At 39.1% G+C, this 24,711-nt stretch carries 24 protein-coding genes; 13 read left to right on the forward strand and 11 right to left on the reverse strand.

Going from position 1 to position 24,711, the window contains the following annotated elements:
* Window position 1: 1 nt before the first annotated feature.
* The 5 genes from HCN_RS02275 to HCN_RS02295 all read right to left on the reverse strand — a co-directional run bounded on the left by HCN_RS02275 (window position 2) and on the right by HCN_RS02295 (window position 5,727).
* Window positions 2-751 carry a PDDEXK family nuclease gene (locus HCN_RS02275; RefSeq protein WP_014667520.1) on the reverse strand — a complete coding sequence of 250 codons (750 nt, stop codon included), beginning with the start codon at window positions 749-751 and terminating at the stop codon, window positions 2-4.
* Window positions 752-1,723 carry a DNA (cytosine-5-)-methyltransferase gene (gene dcm / locus HCN_RS02280; RefSeq protein WP_002957043.1) on the reverse strand — a complete coding sequence of 324 codons (972 nt, stop codon included), beginning with the start codon at window positions 1,721-1,723 and terminating at the stop codon, window positions 752-754. It abuts the gene before it with no gap.
* 354 nt (window positions 1,724-2,077) lie between these two features.
* Window positions 2,078-3,244, reverse strand: a complete 1,167-nt coding sequence (locus HCN_RS02285; RefSeq protein WP_014666425.1) for a NifS family cysteine desulfurase — start codon at window positions 3,242-3,244, stop codon at window positions 2,078-2,080.
* 121 nt (window positions 3,245-3,365) lie between these two features.
* Window positions 3,366-4,871, reverse strand: coding sequence for an SLC13 family permease (locus HCN_RS02290; RefSeq protein ID WP_014666426.1), 1,506 nt, complete (start codon window positions 4,869-4,871; stop codon window positions 3,366-3,368).
* Between the two features lie 40 nt (window positions 4,872-4,911).
* Window positions 4,912-5,727 (reverse strand): carbon-nitrogen hydrolase family protein, encoded by an 816-nt coding sequence (locus HCN_RS02295; protein ID WP_014666427.1) that lies wholly within the window; start codon window positions 5,725-5,727, stop codon window positions 4,912-4,914.
* Between the two features lie 172 nt (window positions 5,728-5,899).
* Here HCN_RS02295 and purB point away from each other — a divergent pair, with 172 nt between their 5' ends.
* Genes purB through HCN_RS02310 form a run of 3 tightly spaced genes read left to right on the forward strand, consistent with a single transcriptional unit; the run spans window position 5,900 to window position 8,840 of the window.
* Window positions 5,900-7,228, forward strand: a complete 1,329-nt coding sequence (gene purB / locus HCN_RS02300; protein WP_014666428.1) for an adenylosuccinate lyase — start codon at window positions 5,900-5,902, stop codon at window positions 7,226-7,228.
* A 21-nt stretch (window positions 7,229-7,249) separates the two neighbouring features.
* On the forward strand, window positions 7,250-8,212 hold the full coding sequence (locus HCN_RS02305) for an HTH domain-containing protein (protein ID WP_014666429.1): 963 nt from the start codon (window positions 7,250-7,252) through the stop codon (window positions 8,210-8,212).
* Between the two features lie 55 nt (window positions 8,213-8,267).
* Complete coding sequence (locus HCN_RS02310) at window positions 8,268-8,840, forward strand: hypothetical protein (RefSeq protein ID WP_014666430.1); 573 nt, start codon at window positions 8,268-8,270, stop codon at window positions 8,838-8,840.
* A gap of 49 nt (window positions 8,841-8,889) precedes the next feature.
* Here the strand turns inward: HCN_RS02310 and HCN_RS02315 are convergent, their stop codons facing one another.
* Window positions 8,890-9,240 carry a hypothetical protein gene (locus tag HCN_RS02315; RefSeq protein WP_014666431.1) on the reverse strand — a complete coding sequence of 117 codons (351 nt, stop codon included), beginning with the start codon at window positions 9,238-9,240 and terminating at the stop codon, window positions 8,890-8,892.
* 254 nt (window positions 9,241-9,494) lie between these two features.
* On the opposite strand from HCN_RS02315, the gene HCN_RS02320 reads away from it, so the two are divergent.
* From HCN_RS02320 to HCN_RS02345, 6 genes are all read left to right on the forward strand, one after another.
* Window positions 9,495-10,778 (forward strand): citrate synthase, encoded by a 1,284-nt coding sequence (locus HCN_RS02320; RefSeq protein WP_002957035.1) that lies wholly within the window; start codon window positions 9,495-9,497, stop codon window positions 10,776-10,778.
* A gap of 59 nt (window positions 10,779-10,837) precedes the next feature.
* Entirely contained in the window at window positions 10,838-11,374 is a 537-nt protein-coding gene (locus HCN_RS02325; protein ID WP_014667521.1) for a 50S ribosomal protein L25/general stress protein Ctc, read from the forward strand.
* Window positions 11,374-12,105 (forward strand): aminoacyl-tRNA hydrolase, encoded by a 732-nt coding sequence (gene pth / locus HCN_RS02330; protein WP_002957033.1) that lies wholly within the window; start codon window positions 11,374-11,376, stop codon window positions 12,103-12,105. Before HCN_RS02325 ends, pth begins: the two co-directional genes overlap by 1 nt.
* Window positions 12,105-13,181 carry an LptF/LptG family permease gene (locus tag HCN_RS02335; protein ID WP_002957032.1) on the forward strand — a complete coding sequence of 359 codons (1,077 nt, stop codon included), beginning with the start codon at window positions 12,105-12,107 and terminating at the stop codon, window positions 13,179-13,181. The genes pth and HCN_RS02335 overlap by 1 nt, the downstream gene beginning before the upstream one ends.
* 73 nt (window positions 13,182-13,254) lie before the next feature.
* Entirely contained in the window at window positions 13,255-13,935 is a 681-nt protein-coding gene (locus HCN_RS02340) for a F0F1 ATP synthase subunit A (RefSeq protein WP_014666432.1), read from the forward strand.
* On the forward strand, window positions 13,922-14,482 hold the full coding sequence (locus tag HCN_RS02345; protein WP_002957030.1) for a thiamine phosphate synthase: 561 nt from the start codon (window positions 13,922-13,924) through the stop codon (window positions 14,480-14,482). Before HCN_RS02340 ends, HCN_RS02345 begins: the two co-directional genes overlap by 14 nt.
* A 9-nt stretch (window positions 14,483-14,491) precedes the next feature.
* On the opposite strand, the gene HCN_RS02350 is transcribed toward HCN_RS02345, so the two are convergent.
* Window positions 14,492-16,636 carry an LTA synthase family protein gene (locus HCN_RS02350; protein WP_014666433.1) on the reverse strand — a complete coding sequence of 715 codons (2,145 nt, stop codon included), beginning with the start codon at window positions 16,634-16,636 and terminating at the stop codon, window positions 14,492-14,494.
* A gap of 105 nt (window positions 16,637-16,741) precedes the next feature.
* Here HCN_RS02350 and HCN_RS02355 point away from each other — a divergent pair, with 105 nt between their 5' ends.
* Both HCN_RS02355 and HCN_RS02360 read left to right on the forward strand, forming a co-directional pair.
* Window positions 16,742-17,872 (forward strand): DMT family transporter, encoded by a 1,131-nt coding sequence (locus HCN_RS02355; RefSeq protein WP_014666434.1) that lies wholly within the window; start codon window positions 16,742-16,744, stop codon window positions 17,870-17,872.
* A gap of 76 nt (window positions 17,873-17,948) precedes the next feature.
* A complete protein-coding gene (locus HCN_RS02360; RefSeq protein WP_014666435.1) occupies window positions 17,949-18,320 on the forward strand; it encodes a TRL-like family protein in 372 nt (123 codons plus the stop codon).
* A gap of 9 nt (window positions 18,321-18,329) precedes the next feature.
* On the opposite strand, the gene HCN_RS02365 is transcribed toward HCN_RS02360, so the two are convergent.
* The 3 genes from HCN_RS02365 to HCN_RS02375 form a co-directional block, all read right to left on the reverse strand.
* Window positions 18,330-19,133: a polysaccharide deacetylase family protein gene (locus HCN_RS02365; protein WP_002957025.1), complete on the reverse strand. Its 804-nt coding sequence runs from the start codon at window positions 19,131-19,133 to the stop codon at window positions 18,330-18,332.
* A 3-nt stretch (window positions 19,134-19,136) separates the two neighbouring features.
* A complete protein-coding gene (locus HCN_RS02370) occupies window positions 19,137-20,930 on the reverse strand; it encodes a Na/Pi cotransporter family protein (protein WP_014666436.1) in 1,794 nt (597 codons plus the stop codon).
* An 84-nt stretch (window positions 20,931-21,014) separates the two neighbouring features.
* Window positions 21,015-21,920: an AEC family transporter gene (locus tag HCN_RS02375; RefSeq protein ID WP_002957023.1), complete on the reverse strand. Its 906-nt coding sequence runs from the start codon at window positions 21,918-21,920 to the stop codon at window positions 21,015-21,017.
* Window positions 21,921-22,112: 192 nt separating this feature from the next.
* Between HCN_RS02375 and HCN_RS02380 the strand changes: the two genes are divergently transcribed.
* The gene (locus HCN_RS02380) at window positions 22,113-23,213 is read left to right on the forward strand and encodes an Mrp/NBP35 family ATP-binding protein (RefSeq protein ID WP_014666437.1); all 1,101 of its coding nucleotides are present in this window, start codon (window positions 22,113-22,115) and stop codon (window positions 23,211-23,213) included.
* Window positions 23,214-23,224: 11 nt separating this feature from the next.
* Complete coding sequence (locus HCN_RS12340; RefSeq protein WP_002957021.1) at window positions 23,225-23,347, forward strand: hypothetical protein; 123 nt, start codon at window positions 23,225-23,227, stop codon at window positions 23,345-23,347.
* Window positions 23,348-23,350: 3 nt separating this feature from the next.
* Here HCN_RS12340 and HCN_RS02385 read toward each other — a convergent pair whose 3' ends face one another.
* Window positions 23,351-24,682, reverse strand: a complete 1,332-nt coding sequence (locus HCN_RS02385; protein WP_014666438.1) for a hypothetical protein — start codon at window positions 24,680-24,682, stop codon at window positions 23,351-23,353.
* Window positions 24,683-24,711: the final 29 nt, after the last annotated feature.

Here is a 24,711-nt window from a genome sequence, read left to right on the forward strand (position 1 = left end):
CTTATTTTTGCATAAGTAACAGGGGATTAATCTTAAATTGCAACATTTTCGCACTTTCTCTGCCACCATCGCCACCTTTTCTTTGCATAGTAACCTTACCAATCTTAAGGCTTCTTTGTGGAGAAAACATAACTTCACCGCCATAAAAATTTATCACTTCATTGATAGGTTTTAGCACCCATTCTATGTTGCTTTCTAGTCTCAAAATTACCAAAAACCATTCGCTTGCAAACTGCCCTCTACCTTTTAAAATATCGTTTAAAATTAGAATCCTGTTTTCGTTAAAAAAGTTTAGAATCTTATCTTGTTCTTTTTGTGAAAATTCATTAAAAAACATTCGCCTTTTATCCTTTGGATTCTCTATTTTAGGCTCTTTTTCACCAACAAAATATTGCAAAATTTCATAAATATCTTTAGGAAAATTCCACAATTCATTATAGGAAGTAAGCCATCTTTTATCAATTTGATTGAAACCTTGATTATTAGAAACAAGTTTTACTTGGATATTTTGCACATCTTGCAATTTTTGTAATTTAATCTGCACTAAAATTACTATCTGCACATCGGCTTTAAAACTACCTTTGATTTTTTCTGCTTTTACTTCTTCTATTGATTCTAAGTCATAGCCCATAGCTTTAAGCCACTTTTGAGCTAGAATCTCATTTTGCCAATTATTAAAAATAGCCACAACAAAAGCTTCATTTTTGAATCCATTTTTTGCGGTTTGTGAGCCAAGCTTAACTTTATCCATTTATGCCCCCTTGCCGTCATTACATAATAAATCTTTGGCGATAGATTCTATAACATTAACACTCATTGCATTTCCGCATTGTCTTAAAATATCATTTTGCGATAAGTGCTTAATTTTTAACTCTATTTTTTGAATTTTTTCAAAGCCCTGCAATCTCAAAGCCTCTAAACCACTTAAGCGATAAAGTTCTTTATTAAAAACATAAAAAAGTCCTTGCCTATCTCGTCTTAGTGTTGGAATCTTGTTTTCATACAATCTTAAATCACTCTGTCTTGTATCAAGCACTAAAAAATCTTTATCTAAAATCTGTGTTAAATCAAATCTGCCTTTATTATATTTGTTTTCTAAAAATCTTAAAAAGGTTTGATAACTCTGCGAATCTCTGCTAAAAATGTTATCTTGTTTGGGCGTTAAAAACTCTTTTAATGCTTTTTTTGTCATTCTTTGACTAAAACTAAAATCACGCTTTTTATCCTTTCTAATCCCTACAAAATATACTCTCTCTCTAGCTTGGGCTAAGGCAAAATCAAGGCTATTTAAAAGCTTATGAAAAACTTGATAGCCACAAGATTCTAAAAGTTTTAGAATCTCTTTTAGCGTTTGCCCCTTATTGTGATTAAATAAGCCTTTAACATTTTCTAAGATAAAAAAGCTAGGTTGTTTAGCCTTTAGAATCTCAGCAAGATAAAAAATAATCTGCCCTTTTTCTTTATTCTCTAAGCCCTCTCTTTTGCCAACAATGCTAAAGCTTTGACAAGGAAAACCAGAAATAAGCAAATCAAAATCAGGCAAAGATTGTGGATTAATCTGCGTTAAATCGCCGAGTTCTAGCTCATTTGAAGTATTAAAAAAAGTTTTGTAAGTTTTAATGGCTGCCCTATCAATCTCACTAAAACCCAAGCATTTCAAACCACAAGATTCTAGCCCCAAACGCCCCCCGCCAATACCACTACAAAAATCTATAAAAGTCATCTTTTGCCCTATAATCGCAAATTTCTCATTAAAAATATGCGTCCCATAACGCACCACCGATTAAATCATTCTTTGCCATTTTCTTTCCTTTTTTTTGTTGTATAAATTTTACCGCTTAGATTCTAGAATCTAGCACATCAAAACACATTGCGGAAGTATCTTTATCTTTGAGATAAAAACATAAAATTCGCTTTTATTCAAAAACACAACACAAAACCCACATTCTAGCAGTTGCTGTATGGCTTTGTGGGCTTTATGGGGATTTTAGGGTAGGAGTTACCTAAAGCGGTAATGACTATCCTAAAATCCCCATAATCGCACAAATCGCATACCCAAATGCGAATGTCTTAGAATCTAGTTTTCATAACTACTAGAAATCGCCCTAAGTCTCCCCACCGCTTTCTTAAACACTTCAATAGTATAATCAATCTCTTCACTTGTAGTGAATCTACTAAGAGAGATTCTAATAGCTGTATGGGCTAGTTCCTTATCCGCTCCAATGGCTACCATTACAGGATTTGCCTCCAAGTCTTCACTCGCACACGCACTGCCCGTTGATGCAGCAATACCAGCTTTGTTTAAATCCCATAGCATTGCCTCACCTTCAATACCTCGCACACTAATGAGTGTCGTATTTGGGACACGATTTTCCCTTGTGCCAACGACAAACACATCAGGTATGCTTAAAAGTGCGTCTTCTAGCCTATCTCTAAGCTTTCTAACTTGTGTAAGCTCAAAGTCTAGGTAGTCTGTGGCAAGCTTCATCGCCTCGCCCATACCGATGATATAGGGGACATTGAGTGTGCCAGAGCGTCTGCCCCGCATATGCTCTCCGCCGTGTAAAAGCGGGGTAAGCTCCACACCTTTTCTAATATACAAGCCGCCAATGCCCTTTGGTCCGTGAAACTTATGTGCTGAAAAGCTTAGAAAATCCACATTTACCTTTTTCACACTGACTGGAATCTTGCCGATAGCCTGCACCGCGTCAGTATGGAAAAGCACACCTTTTTGTTTGCATAATGCACCAATCTCTTCAATAGGGAAAATAAGCCCGGTCTCATTATTCGCCCACATTATGCTAACAAGTGCGGTATCTTCACGCAGGGCTTCACGCACTTGCTCGGTAGTGATTGTGCCTTGTGCGTTAATGGGCAGATAGGTAACCTCAACACCCAAAGATTCTAAAAAGCTACAAGTTGCCCTAACTGCGGGGTGCTCCACCTCTGTGGTAACAATATGCTTCTTGCCCTTTTTCACGATCTCATCAAAATACACGCCCTTAATCACCCAGTTATTTGACTCTGTCGCACAAGAAGTGATGATAATATCATCATTATCGTCCGCATCAATGCCCTTGTATAGCTTCTCTATGGCTTCAGCAATCGCTGGGTGCGTCTCTGTGCCGTATTTATGCAAACTATTTGGATTCCCAAACTTTTCGCAAAAATAAGGCTCCATCAATGCCTTAATGCTAGGGTCTAGCATTGTCGTGGCATTGTTATCTAAATAAACCTTTTTCATCGTGGCTCCTAATTGTTGTTTGTTAAAAAAGTAAAGTTTATCTTAACCTTGACTAGCAAAGCGGCCAGATTCTATCATTTTATAATTAATTGATATTATCTTTTTTCATAAAATTATTTGCCTACTCTAAAAACCACCGCCAATACGCAAAGGCAAAGATACTCACAGCCACAATCCCCACAACACTTAGCAAGAATCCAAATCGCACCATATCCAACACTTTGATACCGCCTTTTTCAAAGACTATGGCATTAGGCGGTGTAGAGATAGGAATCATAAAAGAAAAACTCGCACAAATAGTAATCGCAAGCATTGTGATTGTCGGCTCATCTGCGACCAAAAACGACTGCGTAGCGGTATAAATGATAGGCAGTAAAATAGCAATAAGTGCCGTTGTGCTTAAAAAGCCCGTGGCGATAATCGCACACACACAAGCAAGAAGCAAAAATACAAAAAATGGCAAATTTGCAAACTGCATAAAATATCCTTCAAACACTCCACCAAGCTCGGATTGAGAAAAGGCAGTGGCAATACAAAACCCCGCACCAAACAAAAATATCAGCTCATAAGGGATAGATTTAGAATCATCCCAATCCAAAAACCCAAGCTTTGGCACAAACATCAGTAGCCCAAAGGCTAGTAAAATCACATTTTCATTTAGCCCCAAGCCATCATACAAAGGCTTAATGGGAGAGTTTAAAAACAGCACAACAAGCAAAAGAGCGATGAAAAATAATAACCGCTTGTGTTCAGTGCGAACTTGTATATTTTCAAATGCTTTAAACTCCACGCTATGACCTTGTGTGCCAAAAGATAGGATATAAATCATCGTATAAAGCATAAGGCAAGTAAGCGGAGCCATCATAAAAATCCAAGTGGTAAAGCTTATGCTATCAAAGCCAAGCTTTTCTAAGAATCCTAGGAAAATAAGATTCGGCGGTGAGCCAATAGGCGTTGTAATCCCGCTGATACTCGCTCCAAATGCCACAGCAAGTAAAAAACGCATTTTAAGAAAATAATCCTGCGTGATTGATAGGGCAATGGGTAGAAGCAAAATCGCGGTTGTGGAATTTGATAAAGCTGTGCCAAGCACACAAGAAGCAAGTCCAAGTGCGGAGATAACGCCCTTTGGATTCTGCGGAAAAAAGGAGAAAAACTTTTTGGCGATGATTTTATGAAGTCCGATTTTTTCTGTGGCGGTGGCTAGCATAAAGCCGCCCAAAAAGAGATAGATAATGGGATTGGCGTAATTTTCCGTGGCACTTTTGGTATCAAGTATGCCAAAGCTTGGGAAAAGAATAATAGGCAGAAGTGAGACAACCCCTAGTGGCAGGGCTTTATTCGTCCAAAGTGTAACAAGCAAGGCAATAATGCCAAGCAGGGCTGAAACCTTAAAAGAAGCCCCAAGATACACCCTTGCTAAAATTGCTGCGATAATGCCAAAAATAAGGGCTATGCCTACGCCTAGAATGATTTTTATTGTGCGTTCTTCTCTTGGTGCAGATTCTGATTCTATAGAATCTAAACTAGATTCTGGCGTGGCGTCCTTGATAAAATCTTTGATAGAGTCGTGGGTGGAATCTTGCGGGGTGGATTGTAAAGGTTGATGATTACTTTGTTGCAGCACTTGTGTCCTTGAAATAAGATGAGCCATTATAGCACATTTCTTAGATTCTAAATCCCCATTCTTTTTGTGCGTTTAGAATCTGCTCTTTTTCAATACTTACAAGTAGCATTCCCTCTTTATCGCCAAGATTTTCCTCAATCTCGCCATTGGCGTTAATAAACAAGCTATCGCCATAAAATTGCCACTGCGTTTCATCATACACGCCACTGCCTACACGATTGACACGCAAAAGTGCCATAGAGTTTGTAAAAGCACGCATAGAGCAGAGATTTCTCCAGCGTGTTTTGGAGCCAAAAGTATTGCTACAAGGCATAATCACAACATCTACTTTAGCATTCTTAAGCCTTAGCCATAGTTCATCAAAATGTGCTTCAAAGCCGCTAATCACGCCAAGATTCAGCCCACATTTCTCAAATACAGTGGGTGTTTTGGGGGATTTTGGAAGCTTATTATTAAAAAACTTCTTTTCATTCCAGTGTGGATAGGTAATAAGGCGTTGTTGATGATAAATATGTATGGAGTTTTTCTCATCATTGCTGATATGGACAATAGATTTATAAAGCTTGCCATTCCCACCATCTCCATTTTCGCCAAGTAGCAATGGAGCGATAATATCAAGCTTGTATTTTTTGGCTAGTTTTTGTAGCGTGTTTAGGGCGTTATGCGAAATGGCACTTATCATCTCTTTAGAATGATTTTTATCAAACTCCCTAAAAAATGGGTTAAAGACATATTCCCCAAACGCCACAAGGCTAACCTTTTGCTTTTTGCACGCACCTAGGTATTGATGCAGTCGCGTGTCGGTTGGGGAGAGTGGCGGGAGCTGTAAAAGGGCGATATTTAAAGGAGTATTCATAGGAATCCTTATCATTGTAGAATCTAGCTTTGGGCTTGTGATTTTACACTTGTCGTTTTCAATATTGTTTCAAATCCGCGATTGTAGCATATTAAGCTTAGATTCATTATAATTATCTCCACAAAGGCGGGTATAACGCGGTATAGATTTAACAAATGATGAAGGAGTAAAAATGGTAGAGCGATACGCAAGAGAAGAGATGAAAAAGCTATGGGATATGAATGCCAAATATTCTGCTTGGCTTGAAGTGGAAAAGGCGTTAGTGCGTGGCTGGAATAAGCTAGGGCTAATCCCCGATAGCGATTGTGAAAAGATATGCAAAAACGCGAAATTTGACATCGCTAGGATTGATGAGATTGAATCTGTTACCAAACACGACTTAATCGCCTTTACCACTTCTGTGGCGGAGAGCTTGGGAGAGGAGAGCCGGTGGGTGCATTATGGGATCACTTCTAGTGATTGCATAGATACCGCAGTGGCACTGCAAATGCGAGATAGCTTAAAGATTATTTTAGATGATATAAGACAGGTAAGATCGGCGATAAAGGTGCGTGCATATCAGTATAAAGACACGCTAATGGTGGGGCGAAGCCACGGAATCCACGGAGAACCTATCACTTTTGGGCTAGTTTTGGCGATTTGGTATGATGAGCTAGGGCGGCATTTAAAGGCGTTAGAATCTACGCTTGAAGTCATCTCTGTGGGGCAGCTAAGTGGGGCAATGGGGAATCTCGCTCATACGCCTATGGAGTTAGAAGAACTCGTCTGCAAAGAGTTAGGGCTAAAACCCGCCCCTGTGAGTAATCAAGTGATACAGAGGGATAGATACGCTAGGCTTATGAGTGATTTAGCCCTTTTGGCTAGTAGCTGTGAGAAAATCGCACTACAGGTGCGGCATTTGCAACGCACAGAAGTCTATGAAGCAGAAGAGTATTTTGAATCTGGGCAGAAGGGAAGCTCTGCTATGCCCCATAAGCGAAACCCGGTTTTGAGTGAAAATATCACGGGGCTTTGCAGAATGATACGCACTTATGCCCTGCCCGCAATGGAGAATGTCGCGTTGTGGCACGAGCGAGACATCAGCCATAGTAGTGTGGAGCGATTTATTTTACCTGATAGCTTTATCACCACAGATTTTATGCTAATGCGTTTAAAAGGGCTGCTTGAAAAGCTAGTGGTGTATCCTAAAAATATGATGAAAAATCTAAATCTCACCGGTGGGCTTGTGTTTTCACAACGAATCTTACTAGAGCTACCTAAAAAAGGCGTATCACGCGAAGATGCCTATAAAATCGTGCAAAGAAATGCGATGAAAGTTTGGGGTGATTTGCAGGAAGGCAAAGCGGCGGTAAATGACAAGGGTGAATCGCTTTATTTACAATATCTTTTAGCGGATAGCGAACTTGTAGGGCTTATCGGCATAGCGGCAATCCGCGAATGTTTTGAGTTTAGCTACTACACAAAAAATGTGGATTCTATATTCAAAAGGGTGTTTGGGTAGAGACTAAGAAAAAGGATAAAAATGCAAAAGAAAATGACATATTTGGAAGTGGCAAAAGCTGTGCTAGAGAGTGCGACTACTCCGCTTAAAGCGGGACAGGTTTGGGATATAGCGGTAGAAAAAGGATTGGATAAGAATCTAAAAAGTATCGGCAAAACACCAGAAATGACAATGTCAGCACAACTTTATGTGGATATACGCGATAGACAAGATTCTATCTTTATGAAAGCTTCAACTAACCCCACGACCTTTTGGCTAAAGGCAAGAGAGAATGAGCTGCAAAAGGGATTAGAATCTATAATGCAAACAAGCAAGATAAACCACGAGAAACAAAAAAGTAGGGGCTTTCACGAGCGGGATTTACACCCGCTGTTTGTGCGGTTTGCAAAAGATTATTTTGATGCGTATGCAAAGACTATTAAGCACGAAAAGAGTAAAAAGACACAAAGTGGGCAGGATAAGTGGAACTATCCCGATATTGTGGGTGTGCATTTTCCATTTAATGATTATAGTGAGAGAGAAACACTAGAGCTAAGTCAGAATCTAAACCGCCGCGATTTTAAGATTTACTCCTTTGAGCTAAAAGTTTCACTTGATTTTAGCAATTTGAAAGAGAGCTACTTTCAGGCGGTGAGTAACTCTAGCTTTGCAAATGAGGGGTATTTGGTGGTGTATGAAGAGCTAGATTCTGAAGTGTTTGATGAGCTAAGGCGGCTGCATAGTAGCTTTGGCATTGGGCTTATAAAGCTAGAGCTAGAGCCTACTGAATCTTCTGTGCTTTTGCCATCGTTAGTAAGAAACTTGGATTTTAGAACTATTGATATGCTAGTGGATAAAAACGCTGATTTTAGGGAGTTTATTGACACGATAAATGGCGATATACAGACAAATGATAAAAGGCGGATTGTCCTGCAGTATTATGATGAGGTGCTAGATGATGAGAGTTTGGATAGGTATTTGAGTGAGAAAGGCTTAAGGGGTTAGGTTTTTTGCAATCTTAATTTGGGGATAGTTGAAGCTATAAAAAAAAGGGGTGCTTATGCGGTTTATTGTGATTATGCTATGTGTGTTTTGGGCGATAGTGGCAGTGGAAGCTAGAGGTGCGGAATCTAAGCAAAAATGTCTTACCCAAGAGCAGATAGAGCAAAAAGCCTTTGCTGTGCGTGTAAGCAAGGAGTGGTTTGACACAGATAAAATAGAATCTATGTTGAGTAGGCTTAAAAGTTTATATCCGCAAGTCATATTTGTTAGGGCGTTATCGTGGGGGAATGAGAGTGAGATTCTAGCTTTTGAAGTGCCTGTAAAAGATGTGCGTGTGATAGGGCATAAGGATGATAAGAGTAGCGTTGATGATTGGTTTCCTAATGATGAAGGGTATGGGGACTTTAGGATAAATGGGCGTGAGATATCGTATAAAGAGCATTTGCCAAAGGGCAGTGTCTTAGCAGTCCAAAGTGCTACGCCCGGGAGTGCGAGTATTGGCGGGGTGGTGGAGTTTGTGCTTGAAAATGGGGTAAAGATAGAGCATAGAATCCACGAAGACGCCATAGGCACGGATTATTTTTACAACGCACAAGGGGAGATGTTGGTAGAGTGCGAGAGTGTGCTTTGAAAACCTTACACTCTCTCATTTGAAGTGAAAATTTTGAATCTAAGATGTATTACTTTTTCTTTTTATGACATTTGCGTCTGGCGCGTTGGGCTTTGCGTCTAGCAAGGAAAACTTGATAATGTGTTCTCCACCAAATGTAACTTTTAAGCTGTGAGCGTTTATGTGTCTCATAAAGTGCGCTAGCATCGGCATTTGGCTCAAGAGATTCTACGATTTGCAAAGATTCTTCTATGATTTGTTCAAGATCTTGATAGCCGCCTTCTTCTTGCTCTTTGGCAAGGAGTTCAAGCTTTTCTAAAATCTCTTTGGGCATAAGCTCTCGCTCGGCTTTTGTGATATTTAGCAATGGTGCGAGTTCTTCTCTGTCTTGGGTTGTTAAAACAACTTTATGCTTTGACATATTTCCTCCTTTTGCTGATTTGTTGGTGTATTATACAAAAAAATCAGCAAAACCCCGCAAAAATCGCTAAATTAAGAATATATTAAGTTTATTTGAATTTATTGCGGTGAGCATATATGATTTGACTGAATGTATCATTTGACACTTTTGGTGGCAGTTTTGCATAAAAATTTAATTTTTTTTTGACTTTATTGGGTGTTTGTGCCATAATGAAAGGGCGATTTAGATTCCAAATCTTACATAAAGGAGATGTTATGGCAACCATTACGCTAACAAATAACGCAACAAAAGAAAGCTTTGATTTTGAGCTGATTGAATGCACGAGAGGTCCAAAAGCGGTGGATTTTTCCAAGCTTTTTGAACGCACAAATATTTTCTCTTATGATCCGGGCTATGGCTCAACGGCTGGGTGTAAATCTACGATTAGCTACATTAATGGTAAAGAGGGGGAGCTACTCTATAAAGGCTTCCCGCTGCAAAAGCTTGTAGAGAAGTATCAATTTACCGATGTGTGTAAGCTTTTGATTACAGGTGATGCACCAAATAATGGTGCAGAATCTAAGGAGTTTGAAATAGAGCTTATGCATAGGAGTTTCCTGCACGAGGGGCTTATTAATATCTTTAATGCTTTCCCGGACACTGCTCACCCTATGGCAAATCTATCTGCTGCCCTTTCGGCTCTTTCTACATTTCACTTTCATCACTTGGATATGAGTAATGAAGAGGAGCGACAAGTAATGGCAAGACGCGCTATTGCTAAGATTCCAACGCTTGTGGCGTTTGCGTATAGACATTCGCTTGGGATTCCATATATTTACCCTGATGTGGAGCGTGGCTATGTGGAAAACTTCCTGTATATGCTTCGTGCGTATCCGGGCGGAAAAATGAAGCAAACAATTAGCGGTCCGGCTGAAATTACGCCTTTAGAGGTTGAGGCGTTGGATAAAATTTTCACACTTCACGCTGATCACGGACAAAATGCTTCCACAACAACGGTGCGTAATGTCGCTTCAACCGGAGCACACCCTTATGCGGCGTTGAGTGCTGGGATCAATGCGTTGTGGGGAGCAGCACACGGCGGAGCAAATGAAAAAGTGCTTGATATGCTTAATGAAATTGGCGATGCGAAAAATGTGGATAAATTTATCGCTAAGGCAAAGGATAAAAATGATCCATTTAGGCTTATGGGCTTTGGGCATAGGGTGTATAAAAACTACGATCCGCGTGCGAAGATTCTTAAAAAGCTTAAAGATGACTTGGACGCTAAGGGGATTAAGATGGATTCACGCTTGAGTGATTTAGCCCATAAGGTGGAGGAAGTGGCGTTGAATGATAGCTACTTTGTGGAGAGAAATCTCTATCCAAATGTGGATTTCTACTCTGGAATCATTCTTTCTGCGTTGAAGATTCCTGTTTCACTCTTTACGCCTATTTTTGTTATCGGTAGAATGCCCGGCTGGTGTGCGCAACTCCTAGAGCATATCAAAGATCCAACAACAAGAATCACACGACCTCGCCAAGTTTATATCGGGGAATAAAGTGTATTTAAGGGTTTTTAGCTATAATGCGACCCTTAAATTTTCAAAAAGGACTGACAATGTTAGAAGGACAAATTAGAGAGAGTATTTCAAAATCTCAAGCAAAGGCTTTGAGGAATGATGGTTATCTAATTGCAAACATCTATGGCAAGGGGCAAGAGAATATCCATTGTGCCTTTAAGTTGAATGATTTTATCAAGGCGGTGAAACACAAAAGCACATTGATTTTCCCTGTGAAAGTCGATGGAAAGACTTTAGATGTTGTGGTTCAAGAGTATCAAAAAGATCCTGTTACAAATACGATTATCCACGTGGATTTGCTTTTAGCTCAAAAAGGCGTAGTGAGTAAATATAAAGTTCCTGTGAGCGTAAAAGGCAGTGCAAAGGGGCTTAAGAATAAAGGTGTGCTATTTATTTCCACAAAGCGTATTAGCGTAAAATGCATAGCTGAAAAGCTTCCTAATACTTATGAACTTGATGTGAGTGATTTAGATGTAGGGGATTCTATCCTTATCCGTGATTTGCCACAGCTTGATGGTGTCAGTGTGCTAAATCGCCCTTCTGTTGCAGTAGTTGGAGTGATTAAAGCAAAATAATGTCCGCCCTTCTTATTGTAGGGCTTGGCAATCCGGGTGTCAAATACGAGAAAACTCGGCATAATGTCGGGTTTATGGTGCTTGATTTTTTATCAAAGGCTTTGGGTTTTGATTTTGCTTTTGATAAGAAGTTTAATGCTGAACTTGGGATTCTAAAAGCCTATAATCAAACGCTGTATTTTTTAAAACCTCAAACTTTTATGAATCTTTCTGGGGAGAGTGTAGCCCCTTTTGCTCGGTATTTTCAGCTTTCATCTGTGCTTGTTATCCACGATGAACTAGACATTCCTTTTGGTGATATTCGCTTTAAGTTTGCAGGATCAAGCGGTGGGCATAATGGGCTAAAATCCATTGATAACACGATGGGAAATGAGTATGTGCGTTTGCGTTTTGGTATTGGCAGGAGTGCTACACAAAGTGTGGTGGATTATGTGCTAAGCGATTTTAGTTTGCAAGAAATGGAGAGTTTTCACGCCCTTATGCCTCATCTGCAAGAGGCAATTTTGAGTTTTGCACAAATGGGGCAAGATAGTCTAAAAGATGTTGCGACAGCTTTGCAAAGTCGCTTTGGTATCAACGCAAGACAAAATGCTTCTAAACAAACCGCACAAAACAAAAAATCGCAAACTAAAGATTCTGCAAACTCTCTAGATTCTAAAAACATTCCTTTAGAAACTCATAAAATAGAATCTAGTTTTAGTTTTGCAACTAATCGTAAGGGCGGCGAGTAATGCTTATCCGTTTTGTGGGGTTTTATTATCTCAAATATTTTCTTATTATTTTTTTGGGATTGGAAGGCTTTTTTCTTGCCATTGATACGCTTAAATATATTGAAGAGTTGCCAGATTCTGCAAATTTGCTGATTTTATTTTTGTTTTATGATGGGGTTTTTGCGCTCACTTATACTTTGCCTATTTCGCTTGTTTTGTGTTCTATTATGTTTTATATGGCATTTCTTAAAAGCTCACAACTCACAGCTCTTATGGCTCTAGGCTATTCTAAAAGGCAGATTCTAGCACCATTGCTTTTGATTTCAAGTTTGCTGACTGCGGGTTTTATTGGGTTAAATGCCACGCCGTTTGCCTATGCAAAGGAATATGCAGAATCTATTATCTATCAAAACGCACAAAATATACGCGAGAATCTGCTATTAAAAAGTGGCAATCAATACATATTTCTCCGCAAACTTTATCCGTTGTTTAATGGTGAGGCAAGGGCAGAGGGCATTAAAGTTTTTACCCTAGATGAAAATAGCAATCTTGTGGCGTATCACGAGGCAAATGAGGCATTTTTTGAGAAAAATATATGGGTTTTGAAAAAGGCTAAAAGCGTGGATATTACAAATTCTCCAACGCTTGGAGAGAAGGCTTTGGATATAAGCTTGAAAGAAGAGTTAGAGATTTTAAAAGGTTTTAGCTCAAAAGTGCTTGAAACAATAGCACAAGATAAGCCTATTGCCTCTATTGTTGATGCCTTTGCCTCGCTTAAAATCGCCAAAAGGCAAAATGTCAGTTCCGATAAAATACGCGGGATTCTCTATGGGTTGCTTGTCATACCATTTTTCGTGCCTTTGTGTATTGCTATTATTGCCTATTATATTCCATCTTTGCCTAGATACGGGAATCTTACCTTGATTAGCTTTGTGAGTATTATTGTTGCGTTAGCGATATGGGGCGTGTTTTATTCACTCTCACAACTTAGTGTTGCTGGGCTTGTGTATCCTGAAGTAGGCTTGTTGCTTCCAATGGGAATTTTATGTGCTGTGTTTATGTGGCATATTTGGCACATTGATGAAAAGTTTTTATAAAATTAAAGAGTTTAAAGCAAAACTAACAAAAAACTTGGCATAATCCAAGCCATCTACATAAAAAGGCATTATTATGGATAATAGAGTTTTTACTTTCGCTGGTTTGATTAATGGTGATCACGATTTTATTATCGGGTTTCATACATTGCTTGTGGCAGTGATTATTTTGGTTCTAGCACGAGTTGCTACACACAGAATGCAGGTTGTCCCAAGTGGCATACAAAATGTATTTGAATATGTTATTTCCGGGATTGTCTCATTTGCTAAGGATATTGTGGGCGAGGAGATTGCGCGTAAATATTTTCCGCTTGCTGCGACTATCGCATTTTTAGTCTTTTTTGGCAATGCCATTGGCATTATTCCGGGCTTTGAATCTCCTACTTCAAGCTGGAGCTTTACACTTGTTTTAGCTCTTGTCGTGTTTTTCTACTATCACTTTGAGGGGATACGCGCTCAAGGTGTTTTTAAATACTTTAAACACTTTATGGGACCTGTATGGTGGCTTGCTCCGCTTATGCTTCCAGTTGAGATTATCTCGCATTTTTCTCGTATTATCTCACTTTCTTTCCGTCTCTTTGGGAATATCAAGGGTGATGATATGTTCTTGCTTGTTATGCTTATGCTTGCACCTTGGGTTGTGCCTGTGGCACCTTTTGCTATTCTTACTTTTATGGCGTTGCTTCAAGCATTTGTGTTTATGATTTTGACTTATGTGTATATTCACGGCGCAGTAGTCGTGGATGAAAACCACTAATTTCACTCCTATTCTTATTACGCCTTGCATTGACAGGGCGTATTTGCAAAAGCTCCCATTATATGCAAAATCAGCTTCTTGGCTTATGTATCGCCATAAAGATGATGAATTTGTTGATGATTTTTTAAGCCTTACTCGCCCTTTGTCTCACAAAACACTTTTGTTGAATCTGTCTTTTACAAACCCCATTGAAGCTGTAAAACTCTCAACAAGGTTTGATGGGCTGCATTTAAAATCCCATTTTTTAGATTTTATCGCTCCGCTAAAATCCCATTTTGCAGATAAAAAAATCATAGGCTACAGCGCTCATAGCATTGAAGAGGTAAAATCCGCCCTTGCCCTTGGGGCGACTTACTGCACCCTTAGTCCCATATATCCTAGCCAAAACAAAGGTAAGCCCCTTGGCATAGAATCTTTACGCAATCTCCCTAAATCCTTGCGTTCTCACATTGTGGCACTTGGTGGGATAAACAAATCTCATATCCAAACGCTTAAAAATCTAGGGCTATTTGGCTTTGCTGGGATTAGCTATTTTTTAGAATCTTAGTCAAAGATTCTATTGCTTTTCACTCTCTTTGGCATTGTGGATTTGCCACGAGATAGAATAGTTAAACAGCTCGTTATAAAGCGTGGCAAAGTCTTTTTTGTCTCCTAGTTCAAAGCTTTCATCCAAGGAGAGTAGTCCAAAATATTTTTTAGAATCTTTAGATACTTGCGAATCTTGCCATAGATAGCCAATATCTGTGGGGATTGGGTAGATTCCCTTTTTATCAATCCATACTGCCTGATTATAGCCAAAAGCATATTTTTCATTATCTATTTTGGCAAGTATATTTCTTCCGCCAAGACTCATATATGTCGTATTTGAAAGACTTAGCTCATAGAGTGTAGGGACAATATCCTTATGTGAGCCTGTGCGTGAGGGTTCATAGGTTAAATTTATTTTGTAGGCTTGTGGCACATAGAGATATAAAGGCACACTATGATACAAGGCTTTATCTGTACTAGGATTGCTTCCAGAATCTCTTATGCGGTGATCGCCCGTGGCACTTACAATGGTATTTTTTGCAAGATGTGATTGTTTAATGTTGTCCATAAATTTCCCAAACGCATTATTGGCGTATTGAAAGAGTTTTGCGGCAAGCTCAAGCCTTGCTTGAGATTCTTTTGAAGGTCTTAAGAGAAGTTCATCTGGCAAAGAAATGGGTTTTAAAGTGTAGTTGTGTGGGAGATGATAGGGTGGGTGATTGCTTGTGGTGAGTATGGCGATAAAGATTGGCTTTGTGGCGTTATTTAGAATCTCAAACGCAAGTTTGTAGGCATACTCATCAGGCACACCATAGGCACTCACATCTTGTTTGCTTGTAGGGTATTTATCCATAAGTGTGATGGCATCATAGACTTTGTGCGCTCCTTGAATCTTAATATAATCCCCCAAGCCACGCCAAGATGCATAGCCTGAAGTAATATAGATGACTTCATAACCAGAATCTGCATATATGGCAAATGGATTATATGGGAGTTTGATATTTTTTGCGTTGCCAAGCGAGATTTGAGCATCTGGACTATTGAAAAAAAGTCCAACAAACGAACCAGCCGTGCCATTTGCCCCACTTAAAAAGCGATAAAATACAAAATCAGATTCAAAATGTTTTCTCAAAGAGCCAAGCAAATCATTTGTGTCTTTATTGTCATATACAAGCATATTTGTGCCAAAACTCTCCATAAGATTTACAATAATATGCGGCGGATTACTTTGCAAAAAGCTAGAATCTGCTGTGGTATGCAGAAGTGGAAAGAGTTTTTCTTGCAACATTTCACCTTTTTGTATGTTAGGCTCTGCAAAATGCGTATTAAGCTTATAATTTGTCCTTGCCCAATCAAATGCGATAAGAGGATTTGTGGCGATATGATTAAGAAGGGGCAATGATGAGATATTATGATTGTTTTCTGAAATAGGATATGTCCCTAGTGAGCCACGAGCTGCGATAAAAACTAAAATAACAAAACAAATATGAATAAGCATATAAATAAAAAATGCGATTGTATGAAGCGAAACCTGCAATTTCTGCTTTAAAAAATGAATCTTAAGTGGAATCTTATAAACAAAAAGTGTGATAATGCCACAAAGTAAAGAAGCGAGAATCCCTAAAACAACAGGATAATCCTGCCGCATAATAGACAAAACCGCCAAAGTATCATCATCTTTTAACCCAAAGATAAAAATATCAATCTTGCTCCCATAAGTGCGGAAGTAGTAGAAATTCACAATAGCTGCAACCATAAACACAAAGCCAAGCAAAAACGCATAAAATGAAAAGAAAAAAGCAGAAAAGCGGGAGAAAAAAGAAGTTAGGGTTGCAGAGATTTTAGAAGTTGTCTTTTGCCCCCCCCCAGCTAAAAAGCTAAGCATTTTAAGAGCAGATTCTATCATATAAGCAATAAGTTTCAACCCCACAAAAATAAGCATTGCAATACCAATGCTTCGCATATCAAGTTTAAATCCCATAAACAGCATTGCATAAAAGTCCTGATGTTCCCATAACTCTTGCGGAATGTAGTGCAGCACCATTATGCTCCTAGCACAAGTGCAAAGTATAAGCAAGGCTAACATAAAACTAAGTGTTTGAAAAAGTGTTGTGTAGCTTAGTGTATTTGTGGAGATTTTATTTGTATGTGAATATGCTTGTGAAACTGACATAAAAGCCCTTTGTTACATAGTATTTGGCGGGATTATAGTGTATTTATGCTACAATTTCGCTAAAGGCTTTAAATAAGCCTTCAATAGCCTTAGTAGGAATCTTAAATGAAAGCCACACAATTTCTTGTAAAATCTAAAATTTGCCATTTTTTTACCAAAAAAGATACTATGAAAAATAATGGGGCAGGAGATTCTACAATTTCCATTCTTAAAAATTTTACGCTCAATAAATGCTCTGTTTCACACCAAACACATATAGAATCTAGCCCACTAGAAGCCAAAGCCCTAGAATCAAAATCACTAGAATCTAACTCCACAGATTCTAGCCCTTTGGATTCTAGCTTGGTCAAAAAGCCCAGCAAAATCTCAAAATTCCCCCAAAGCCCTAGCTTTTATATTCTCTTAGCTTTGTTGGCGGAAAGCTTTATCATCTATGCGAGTGTGCTAGTAAAGCTTACAGATATGTCGCCTATAAACTTGGGATTCTACCGCATAGCCTTAGCGTTGCCCATTTTCTGGCTTATGGCAAATACGCGTAGAAATGTCTTTAAGATTCCATTAAAAGATATTGCTTTTATGATGTTGGCAGGGATATTTTTTGCCTTTGATTTATTGTTTTTTAATCTCGCATTGCGGCATACAAGCGTGGCAAATGTGAATCTCTTTGCATCTTTAGCGTGTTTTATCCTTATGCCTATTGGCATATTTTTCTTTAAAGAAAGATTCAAAAAAAGTCTTTTAGTCGGGGCGATTGTCGCACTTTTTGGGATTTTTATCTTAGTTGGAGGCAAAGGGGAGTTAAGCGTAGCAACACCATTTGGGGATTTTATGGCATTTTTAAGTGTGCTGTGTTATAGCTGCTTTTTGGCTGTGATTTACTCACTAAGAAAGCGATATGGGACTTTGGAGATAATGTTTTTTGCTTGTATTGGCTCAAGTCTTATGCTTTTAGCCCTTGCGTTAGTCTTTGAAGGCTTTGAAGTGCCAAAGGATATGAAAGATTTTGGGATAATTGCTCTTATTGCGTTATGCGGACAGGTGATTGGGCAGGGTTTTTTTAACTATATTTTAGGCAAAGTGAATACTCAAACCTCTTCACTTTTATTGCTTTTTTCCCCCATAATCGCTGCGTTAATGGGCTTTTTTATCCTTGGTGAGAAACTTGGAATATTTGAGATTCTGGGTATTTTGGTAATTATCTTTGGTGTTTTTGTGGCAAAAAGAGAGAATTATTAGGAGCGTTTTTTTTTTTTTATAATGGGGCTACCCACTAGTTTCAGTGTAGTGTGGAATTTTCCTTAAGGAGTTTTATATGAAAAAGCTTATTTTGGCTTTAGGTTTAGGTGGCTCTATGGCATTCTTTGCAGGTTGTTCTGTAGCTGGGACAGCTCCGGGTATGCTTTACACAGACAACAGCACACCGGGGACTGCTACTTCAGCAAGTGGAGTTTCAAAAGAAGGAAGTGCGACTTGTAGCAATATCCTTGGTCTTGTGGCTATCGGTGATTGCTCTGTTGATACTGCGGCAAAAGCTGGTGGTATTTCTCAAATTAAAAGTGTAGATTCTAAGAATTTTGGTATCCTTGGACTTTACTCCACTTCAACAACAATTGTTAAAGGAATAATTCTTTTAGCACCTGCCCCCTTGCTTGTGGGCAGGATTTTCTCTTATGCTAGAATCTAGCCTAGATCTTTACTCTAGCTTCTTAAAACTAAATCCCTTTTTTTGCAGTAATGGCACGATTTCTTTAATCCCGGCAAATGTATTACTTTTTGGCTTGTTGAAGTGGTAGATGAGAATTGAGCCATTTTTGACTTTATTGACTTGCTTTATAATTTTCTCTTTTGAAAAGGTCGCCCCACCATCGCCTAACACATCAAATCCGCCGATTTCATAGCCTAAATCTTTGGCAATACTTACTGCCACTTCATCATAATACGCCGTGCCAGAGCGGAAGTATCTAGGGTGTTTGCCAGTGAGCTCAAAAATGCGTCTATCATTTCCCATTATTTCATTATAGACACCTTGGATAGAATCTGTGCCCTTAATATTGTAGATTGACTTGCCATTTACGCTAAGTGGGCGGTGAAGTGTGCCGTGATTTTGGATTGAAAAAAGCGGATTATGAGCCAAAGCTAAAAAATCCTGCTCGTGCTTGTCAATCCAGCGTGAGTTGATAAACAATGTCGCTTCAATCTTATTTTCACTCAAATAATCAATTAAAGCCTTATCATACGCCCCGCTACACGCATCAAAAGTAAGATAAACTACAGACAAAGTTTCACTAGGGAGAAGCGAAGTGATACCCTCCATTTTTTCTCCCCAAAGCTTAGGCGTGATACTAGCATATTTAACTTGCAAAGATTCTAGGCTTGGGGGTTCTTTGGAGGTTTGTTTATCTTGCGTATTTTGTGTGATGAAAAGCAATGCCCCCACACAAAGCAAGATTGCAAAGGAGATTCCAACAATACTAAAAAAAATAAGTTTCTTATTCATTTTTTACTCTCTCACACTCCCATCATTTGTGCTTTCTTCTAGCTCATTTTGATTTTCATCAAGCTCAAGACGCGTTTTTTGAATCTGTATCATCGCATTGGCAAGTTCTTTGGCGATATTATGGCTAAAACCCACAGCATTAAGCAGTGAAGTCCCACTTGGCACACTAATATCCTTTTTGCTTAGCATAGATTCTATATGCACAATTGAATCTTTATCAATCTCTTTAAAAGCCTTTTTTTGAGCTTTGAGCTTGATAATGGCGACTTGTGGGTGTAGCTCTTCATCGGTATTAATCTCTTCAATACTACGCAAAAGCAAGGCAAGGTGTGTTCTTAGGGCGTTGTATTCATTGGATAGGATTTTGTTTTGAGAGAGACTATTTTTTTTAAGATTTGGCTGTAAAAGCTCCATATTTTTAATGGCTTCAACAATGTGGCGTGAAGCAGAAGTCAGCATAGCAAACTTATAGATATAGGCTTTATCCTGTGTATGGGTTTGCACTTCTGTGGAAAAATCAAGTATGGCATTAAAAAGCACTTTAATTTTTTTGATATAAAAAATTTCAATATCCACATCTTCTTTCGCCCATATACGAGCCTTTAGCACATCATCTATTTTATCTTGGCTTTTTATATCTTGGCGTGAGAATCCAAGTGCGTGAGAGATAAGCTCAAAGGCATTTTCATACAAATGATACACTTCGTGTGTCAGAGCGATGAAAGCGGTGTCTTGATACTGCACAATCGTATCATTGACATATAAAGGCTTATCAACTTGTGAATCTTTGTCTTTCATTACAGATTCTAAAAATATAGCGATTTTAGGGATAAGCGGAAGGAGAAGCACTACGCCTACGAGATTGAAAAGTGTGTGAAACACAGCAATACGCAAAACACTATTTTCTTCCAAGCCCAAAAGCATAGAGATAGTGCTATTTACCAGCACAAAATAATCAAATATCGCAATCACAAGCAAGACAATGCTAAAGTTAAAAATACAATTTGCCACAGCTAGTCGTTTGCCATCAATATTTGTGCTAAGCGAGGCAATAACAGCTGTCATCACACCACCCACACTTGTCCCAAGTGTCGCTGCAAGGGCATTTTCATAGCTCATACTTCCAGCGGCAAAGGCAGAGATGATGATGGTAAGTGTGGCGTGAGAGCTTTGCACGATAGCTGTCATTAATGCTCCTAGCCCCACAAAAAGCAAAACCCCGCCTAAGCCCTCCATAGCATATTGTGAAAAATCTACAACTTCCTTGTATTCCTCAAATCCGTCCTTAATATACCCAACGCCCAAAAAGAAAAAGCCAATACCGATAAAAATCTGCCCTATACCCTTGCCTGCCTTTGAGCTTTGAAAATTAAACAGCACTCCGCCAACGATAAGTGGCAAGGCAAGAGCGGAGATTTTCATACCGCTAACCCCTGCAATAAGCCACGATCCCGCACTATTACCAAGATTTGCTCCAAACATCACACCTATACCTTGAGTAAGACTTAAGAGTGCTGCGGAGACAAAAGAGATTGAAAGCACGGAGACTAAAGAAGAGCTTTGCATAACTGCAGTAGCGATAGTCCCAAAAGTGATACTTTTTACAGCAGTGCTTGTGGAGCTTGTTAGGAGATTTTCTAAAAATCCACCATTAAACGCACGAAAACCACTTCCAAGGCTTAACATACCAAAGAGTAAAATCGCAAGTCCAGCACTGACATTTGTTAAAGCATCACTTGTAGATACAAGATAGATAATCGCCACAATACACAAAGGAATAAGATACTTTTGAAACATAGTTCCCCCCTAGATTTGCTATCAAAATTTTCTATACATTGTAGCTTGAAACACTAAATGCTTAAGCATTGAATCTTTATAAGATTACGCAAAAAATAGCCATAAAGGCACACTGATAAAGCTAAGCAAGATTCCAAACGCAATAGCACTCACTGCAAGTTTAGCATTTAGCCCAGCCTTAATGACAATCGCTCCAGCACTCACCACAGGGGGCATTGCCACTTCAATCAGTGCCATACGCCACAAGTCATTAAACCCACCAAAACCTACAATGACCACGATAAAAAGCAAAAGCGGAGCGATACACATTTTGCCAAAAAGCAAAAGGGCAGTGAGCTTCCACTCCTGCTTGATAGCTTTAAAACTCATCTGCACTCCAATGGCAAAAAGTGCCACAGGCGTAGCCGTTTGAGCTAGACTTTTAAGGGGCAAAAACAGCTCATCAGGAATCTGCAAGGGTAGGGTTTTAAGAGCTAATCCAAACAGCAGAGCAAGAAAAAGCGGACTTTGAAAGAGCCTTGAAGCCACCGCCTTAAACCCAAAGCCACCTTTTCCATTAAGACTTAAGATAAAAGGGGCAAAAAATGCAATGGGAATACCCGTAACAATTTGATCATAAATAATGACTTTGTTTGCATAAGATTCACCTAACGCCCCATTGACAATAGGCAGCCCCAAAAAGAGCGTATTACCAAATGCCCCCATAAAGCTTAATGCAATAAGAGAGTTTCTATCTAGTTTGAGAATCTTGCCAATGCTAAAAAGTGCTAACCCACCGCTTATGGAGCAAATAAAGCTCACAATACACACAACAAAAAAGTCCATATCCAAAGTAGCGTGATATGTGCCATTAAAAATCTGTGCAGGAAGTGCGAAGTTGAGTAAAAATCCAAGCAGAATTCCACTCTGCTTATTCCCTACAAGTCGCAAAAGCTTTGCTATGTAGCCGATAAAAATAAAGACACATACACTATAAATCGCAAGAAGCATTGTGGAAAAATCCTTGAGAATCTTTTAAGGTAAGTTGGGTTGGATTCTAGCGTAGATTCAATAATCTTTTGCCTATTTTTTAAGAAAAATTGTTTAATGAGAAGTTAAATTTTATTTGTATAATCCACCGCCTATGGTATAGGGATTCATACGCCCTTGTATCGTAGGATAGACAACTATAAAGGATTGAATATGCTAACACAAGAACAAATCACGCAGAATCTAAAAAATGTGATTTATCCAAATTTTTCAAAAGACATTGTGAGTTTTGGGTTTCTTAAAGAAGTGAAGGTAAGTGATGAGGGTGTATATATCCGCATAGATATTCCCTCAAGCGCACAAGAAGTCATTGATACACTGAAAATTGAGGTGCAAAAACAGCTAGATTCTCTACTGCAAGGACAGAATCTAAACTTAGAGATTAACCCCCCAAAACCCGCTCCAAAGCCCCAGCCAAAGACAAAAAACCTAGCCCCACATATCAAGCATTTTGTAATGGTAAGCTCAGGCAAAGGCGGTGTGGGTAAATCCACAAGCAGTGTGAATCTTGCTATCGCTCTAGCACAGCAGGGTAAAAGAGTAGGGCTACTTGATGCGGATATTTATGGTCCAAATATTCCGCGAATGTTAGGGCTTAATGCCACAAAGGCAGAAGTCAATGAAGCACAAAAAAAGCTTATTCCTTTGAAAGCCTTTGGCGTGGAAATGATGAGTATGGGTGTGCTGTATGATGAGGGGCAGAGCCTTATTTGGCGTGGTCCTATGATTATGCGAGCCATTGAGCAAATGCTAACAGATGTGCTGTGGAGTGAGCTTGATGTGCTTGTGATTGATATGCCACCGGGCACAGGTGATGCACAGCTTACACTCGCACAAAGTGTGCCGGTGAGTGCGGGGGTTATCGTAACTACTCCGCAAAAAGTCAGCCTTGATGATAGTGCGAGAAGCCTTGATATGTTTGATAAGCTTAAAGTGCCTATTGCTGGGCTTATTGAGAATATGAGTGGATTTATCTGCCCTGATTGTGGGAAAGAATATGATATTTTTGGCAAAGGCACAAGTGAGGATTTAGCTAGTCAGTATGGCACAAGCACACTTGCCCAAGTCCCGCTAGAGCCTAAAGTGCGTGAGGGTGGAGATAGTGGAAAGCCTATTGCGTTTTTTGAGCCAGATTCTAAAAGTGCTAAGGCGTATATGCAAGCCGCAGTAAAGCTTCTAAGCTTTTTAGAAAAGGTTTCATCGCAGAATCTTGCAGATAATAAGGACATTCAGCCTACGCAACATAAGCATTAAGCCACATTAATGTGTGGATTGAATCTAGCACAGAATCTATGCTAGATTCTGTATTTTATAGTGCGTGGGCTTTGGATTCTCATTCTATGGCAAGGCTTGTGAGTTTTTGTGATCGTGTGAAAAGTGTCGGCTAGATTCTAATCCGCACAGCAGCATTGTCTTTTTTGACATTCTTGCTGCCGCTTTGCTTCTAGCTCTTTTTGCTCTTTATCATATTCTGCCTTATGGCGTAAGAGTATGCCCCCTTGACAAGCTCCTTCTGCGGAAAGATTCATCTGCGGTGTGGCGTAATGCACAGATTCTAGATTTTGGCACGGATAGGCAAAAGATGAGTTAAGCTCATCTTTTTTCTCACAAAGCTTAGAAAAGATGGCCATTGTTTCTTGCTTTTGTTGGGTAAAGTTTGCATTAAGCTTTTCAATATCATATAAAGCCTCTAGGGTTATGAAATGTCCCTTTATTTGTGTGGATTCACGCATTTTTTGACATACTTGCTTTGCTTGTTCTTCACTCCATTTATCATCATTTGCAAATGGGAGAATTCTATCATATATCGTCCCATCATCTCTGTAAGCTATGCAGAGAAAGGGGAGATTATAAGGTGAGGTGATAGGCTGACTTAACGGGTAGTGCTTGTGTATAAGCGATATTTGCGTTTGTTTTTCTAATGTATCACATAACCTTCTATATTGCCGTTTTCTACGGAGTGTTTGCGTATACGCATTTTCAAGCTTGGATTTAGAAAAAATAGCTTGGAACAATAGGCTTATATCAAGCGTGGAGTTAGCAAAAGTAGAATCTGCTAAGTTTTTATCGTGCTTTGCTAGAAACGCACCATACAATGAGCCTAAAGGGTGATTTGTCTGTATACAGGAAATGAGATTATCATACTTAAGGCAGGAAGCAAGTAGGGCATTATCAACAGATGGGGGGCGAAAATATTCTTTCCTGCGAAAATTGTAAGATTCCACTTCATAAATGCTATGTGAAAGGCGAGTGCAATGCTCTTTGCGTTTCTGCTCTGCTTGGGATAATGGGCTATGGTAATACACAAGGCTTTTTATGGATAAGAAAAGTTGGTAACTTGATTTGATAAGCAATTTTAAAGGGTGCTTAGTGGGATTTTTGAAGTGATCTAAGCCAAAAATATCAGTATTATCACAAAGCTTCGTATATTGTGTGTAAAGCTCTCTTGCTCGGTTTCTCCACTGCTCTTGCTGAATCTTTAGCTTCTCTGTGTCTTTACCCCAAATGTAATACAATGGTGCATAATGCCAATTTGCCCTATCACAAGCCTCTTTCACGCCGTTGTTACAAAGACTTTGGGAAGTTGTGTTTGGCACATTAAGATAAGAATCTTGAATAAAAAGAATCTCATAAGGGCTAAAATCTTTCACAGAAAATTCCAATGTCTTAGCATAGCCACACAATAGCACAAACAAAAATGAGATTCTAAGTAGATATCGCATACAAGTCCTTTAATGATAACGCTAAGTCA

The organism is Helicobacter cinaedi PAGU611, from assembly GCF_000284635.1.
Taxonomy (GTDB): Bacteria; Campylobacterota; Campylobacteria; order Campylobacterales; family Helicobacteraceae; genus Helicobacter_C; species Helicobacter_C cinaedi.